We start from the raw sequence: 4,531 nt of genomic DNA, 5'->3' as shown, positions 1-4,531 counted from the left end.
TATGTGGTGGGTGCGGGGCACGGCGTCGCGGCGGTAATAGGGGGCGCCGACCTTGTGACATTCTCGGCGTGACTGGGGGGCGGTGACGGGGGGCCCGCCACGGGTGCGCGGTGCCGGGCCCCTGCCGTCTGTCTCAGACCGCGTCGAGGGTGTCCGCCGCCTCGACCTCTTCGCGCGTGACGCCCAGCAGGTACAGGACCGTGTCCAGGAACGGGAAGTTCACCGCGGTGTGCGCGGCCTCGCGCACCACCGGCTTGGCGTTGAAGGCGACGCCCAGACCGGCCGCGTTCAGCATGTCCAGGTCGTTCGCACCGTCACCGATCGCCACGGTCTGCGACAGCGGCACGCCCGCCTCCGCCGCGAACCGGCGCAGCAGCCGGGCCTTGCCCGCGCGGTCGACGATCTCGCCAGTGACCTTGCCCGTCAGCCTGCCGTCGACGATCTCCAGCGTGTTGGCGTGGGCGAAGTCCAGCCCCAGCCGCTCCTTCAGATCGTCGGTGACCTGGGTGAACCCGCCCGAGACGACACCGACTTGGTAGCCGAGCCGCTTCAGCGTACGGATCAGGGTGCGGGCGCCCGGCGTCAGCCGCACCTCGCTGCGCACCTTGTCCACCACCGAGGCGTCCAGTCCCTCCAGCAGCGCCACGCGCGCGTGCAGGGACTGCTCGAAGTCCAGCTCCCCGCGCATCGCGGCCGCCGTCACCTCGGCGACCTTGTCCTCGCAGCCGGCGTGCGCGGCGAACAGTTCGATGACCTCGTCCTGGATGAGCGTCGAGTCGACATCCATGACGACCAGGCGCTGCGCACGCCGGTACAGACCGGCGGCGACGACCGCCACGTCGATGCCGAGCTTCGCCGCGTCCGGCGCCAGGGCGGTGCGCAGCGGCTCGGTCTCCACGCCGGACACGGCGAACTCGACCGCCGTCACGGGGTACTTGGCGAGCCGGAAGATACGGTCGATGTTGCCGCCGGTCCTGGTGATCCGCGCGGTGACCGCGGCGGTCGCCTCCGAGGTCAGCGGATGCCCGAGCACGGTGACCAGGGAGCGGCCCAGACCGCGCGGCCGGTTGTCGCCGAGGCCGGAGATGATCTCCGCTTGCATCTTCATCGACTCGGCCCAGCTGTGGACGGTCGCCCGCAGATCCCCCTCGAGACCGGGGGGCGGCTCGGTCACGAGCGCGCACAACACCATCCGGCCACGGGTGACGACCTGCTCGATGTCGACGACGTCGACGGCGTAGGCGGCGAGGGTGTCGAAGAGGCCGGCCGTGATGCCCGGCCTGTCCTTGCCGAAGATCTTGACAAGGAGGGTGGGGACGTCAGAGGACGAGGTCTGCGATGCGCTCATGGTGGTTCCACCGTATCCGGCGGGCAGGTCACACCGCCCGTGAGGTCCGGCTGGCGGACAGCGAACACTGGGTGTCGCGTCGATGGCGTGAGTCTTACGCACCGGTACGGCGTCCCTCCGCCCTCGGGATCACCTCCCGCCCCGCGGCTTCCGCGGCGGTGGCGGGGGAGGAGGCGGGGGCGGCGGCCCGTCGTCCGGCCGGGCCGGCGGCCCGTTCCGGCCGCGAGCCCCGGGCGGCTGGCGGGGACCTCGCGGAGGCGGCCCGACCGGCCGCGCCACGGTGGGCGCGCCGTACACGTCGCCGTTCCCCGGCTCGGTGGGCCCCGCGTCCGACCGCTCTTCGTCAGGCCCGCCCCAGTGCGCGTCGCCGGTCCGCCCCCAGTCCTCTTCGGGCCCCCGGGCCTCTCCGGGCCGCCCCCAGTCCTCTCCGGGCCGCCGTTCCTCACCGGCAGGCCGCGCGTCCTCCGGTTCCCGCAGCTCGTCCGGAAGCCGGAGGTACGGATTGGTCGCCCGGTTCGGCGGCCGGTACGGCGTTCCCGGCGTGTAAGGCCCGGCTTCCCTCCCGTACGACGCCCGCTCGCCCTGCGGATCGCCCCGGTTCCCGGACCGCCCGGCGCCCTCGTCCTGCCGGCCCGTGCCCTCGTCGTGTCGCCCGGCCTCGCCGTACTGGCCGGTGTGCTCGCCGTGCCGACCGGTGCCCTCGTCGTGTCGCCCGGCCTCGCCGTACTGGCCGGTGTGCTCGCCGTACCGGCCGGTGCCCTCGTCGTGTCGCCCGGCCTCGCCGTACTGGCCCGTGTGCTCGCCGTACCGGCCGGTGCCCTCGTCGTGTCGCCCGGCCTCGCCGTACCGGCCCGTGCGCTCGCCGTGCCACCCGCCCTCGCCGTACCGGCTCCTCCCCTCGCCGTACCGGCTCACCCCCGAGCCGCCCCCCGCCCCTGCCACCCCATCCCCCCGGGCCAACACAGCCGCCGACCGCCCGGCGGCCCCGCTCGCCCACGCCAGCAACGCCCCCACGGCCCCTGCCGCCGCGCCCCACACCGCGCCCAGCAGCAAGGCCATGCCGAGATGCCCGTGCAGTTCGATGCCCGCGCCGAACGCGTCGAAGCCGAGCACGGACAGGGAGGCGGTCACGGACACGTCCGTCAGCCACGCCAGCAACGGCAGGGCCAGCGCGGTCGCGACCCCCAGCCGCAGCGCGCACCGGCCCGCGAAACCGAGGGCACCGGAACCCCGTTCCGCCGCCCCCGCCGGCGCGCCCGCGACGCTCCCCACCGGCGACCGCACCGCCGTCAGCACGCCCGCCAGCAGCATCATCAGCGCCGCCGCCACTCCGAGCAGCCACACCCGCCCGTCCAGCTCGGCCAGCCTTCCCAGCGTCACCTGCTGGTCCGGGCGGCCAACGAGCAGATCGTCCAGCGGGTCCGGCAGGAAACGGGTCAGTTCCCCCGTAGCCCGGCCGTCCCACGGCACGAACAGGCCGATCGGCACGCCCAGCCACACCCCGTTCGGCGCGCCGAGCAGCGCCGCGCCGGCGATGCGCTCGGGACGGTCGTCACCAGTCGCCGCGTACGCCGCCGCGGCGAACCCCGCCGCCACGGCCACCAGCAGCACGGTCACCACCGCGGAAACGGCCGGCCGTACGACCCGGTGCACGGCCTCCCACCCCCGGGGCAGCGGTGTGCGGCGCGAGGCCAGCAGGGCGACGAGGAGGATCCCGGCCGACCATCCGAGCCCGCCGAACAGCGTGGGCACGGTGTCGACGCTGAAACCGACCGCCGCCCGCGCGTCGACCAGATCGCCGATCCGGTCCGGCAACAGCCCGCCGATGTCCCCGACGTCCCCGAGCCCGGGGATGTCCAGGCCGCCGCCTCCGCTCCCGCCCCCGCCGGTCAGGTCGTCCAGCCCCAGCGAGCCGCCGTCGATCGTGATGACGTCGTGCCCCGCCCAGGCCAGCCCGCCCAGCATCGCCACGAACAACGCGACCACCGCACCGGCACGCGCGAGGAGTTCGGCCGGTGAGATCACAACTCCCGCCGCCCGCAAGGACCGCAGGAAGAAGTACGACAGCAGCAGCGCCCCGACCAGGCTCACCCCCAGTGGCGTGATCTCGATGGCCGTGTCCGCCTCCGCGCCCGTGAGACCGAACACCGACACATCGCCGGACGGCGTGACCGAACCACCCGCCCCAAGGGCCACCACCGCCGCGGTCATCGGCCCCAACGAGCCCGCCGTGTCCGCCTCCAGCAGCCGCAGCCCCAGCGCCGCCGTGCCCGCCATCCCGATCAACGCCCAGCTCACGGCGGCGACGGCGGACATCAGCACGTCCCCCCACGGCACCCGCGTGCCGTCACTCGCCTTCTCGACACCTGCACCGGCACCCATGGCAGACCCCCCGATCCGCTACGCGGCGGGAACACCGCGCATGTCCCCCTCGCGACGAAATACCACTCTCCGGCCCGGTTTCAACCCCGTCAACGGAATCGGCCGAAGCGTCCGTACGCGGTTTTCACAAGGCCCGACTTTCGGTCAGGGGGCCGCTACTGAAATAGTTCCCCCCGATGTTCGACATCCCTAGACTCCCCATGTCGGGGGTAACTCGGGGGACAACTCAGTGGGGCATGGAGTGCCGGAACTCGTACTGGAATCAAACGGACGTACCTGGACGCTCGATCCGTCCAGGGCATACACCCTCGGACGTGATCCGCAGGGGGACGTCGTCTTCGACGACGCCAGGGTCTCCTGGCGTCACGCCACGGTCAGCTTCAACGGCCGCAGTTGGGTCATCGAGGACCATGGCAGCACCAACGGCACGTTCGTGCAGGGTCAGCGGATCCACCACATGGAACTCGGCCCGGGCTCGGCGGTGAACCTGGGCAACGCCACCGACGGACCGCGGCTGAGTCTCTCCGGCGCCGCGGCCTCCGTCGCCACGCCGCAGGCCCAGCCCCAGCAGCAGCCGTACGCGGCGCAGGGCGCGAACCCCGGCTGGGCCCAGCAGGCGCCCTCCCAGCAGCAGGCTCCGCCGTCAACCCGGTCGACCTGGCCTGCCGCTCCGGCCTGCTCGCCCCGCTCCTGGACACCGCCTTCCCCGTGATCCCCGGCTGGGACGTCTCCGGCGTGGTGGTCCAACCGGGCGCGGCGGCACCGGAGTTCGCGGTGGGGGACGAGGTCATCGGCTACGTA

The 4,531-nt window shown here is 73.5% G+C and carries 2 protein-coding genes and 2 pseudogenes; 2 read left to right on the top strand and 2 right to left on the bottom strand.

Annotated elements, in window-relative coordinates; genetic code table 11:
• Positions 1-133 precede the first annotated feature (133 nt).
• Positions 134-1,348: a phosphoserine phosphatase SerB gene (serB, locus tag ACWIF2_RS40060; RefSeq protein WP_454366558.1), complete on the bottom strand. Its 1,215-nt coding sequence runs from the start codon at positions 1,346-1,348 to the stop codon at positions 134-136.
• Between the two features lie 129 nt (positions 1,349-1,477).
• Positions 1,478-3,730, bottom strand: coding sequence for a streptophobe family protein (locus ACWIF2_RS40055; RefSeq protein ID WP_454366557.1), 2,253 nt, complete (start codon positions 3,728-3,730; stop codon positions 1,478-1,480).
• A gap of 241 nt (positions 3,731-3,971) precedes the next feature.
• Between ACWIF2_RS40055 and ACWIF2_RS40050 the strand changes: the two are divergent.
• A pseudogene (locus ACWIF2_RS40050) lies at positions 3,972-4,394 on the top strand (FHA domain-containing protein); the annotation flags it as partial.
• Positions 4,367-4,531, top strand: a pseudogene (locus ACWIF2_RS40045) (alcohol dehydrogenase catalytic domain-containing protein); the annotation flags it as partial. The pseudogenes ACWIF2_RS40050 and ACWIF2_RS40045, both read left to right, overlap by 28 nt.

Source organism: Streptomyces sp. NPDC055506, assembly GCF_053643595.1.
The sequence above is the reverse complement of the archived record's forward strand: the minus strand, read 5'-3'. Positions and strand labels throughout refer to the sequence as shown.

What these genes read in the sequence shown, in the direction of transcription:
- serB (WP_454366558.1), bottom strand. Translation starts at nt 1,348, where the DNA reads ATGAGCGCATCGCAGACCTCGTCCTCTGACGTCCCCACCCTCCTTGTC.
- ACWIF2_RS40055 (WP_454366557.1), bottom strand. Translation starts at nt 3,730, where the DNA reads ATGGGTGCCGGTGCAGGTGTCGAGAAGGCGAGTGACGGCACGCGGGTG.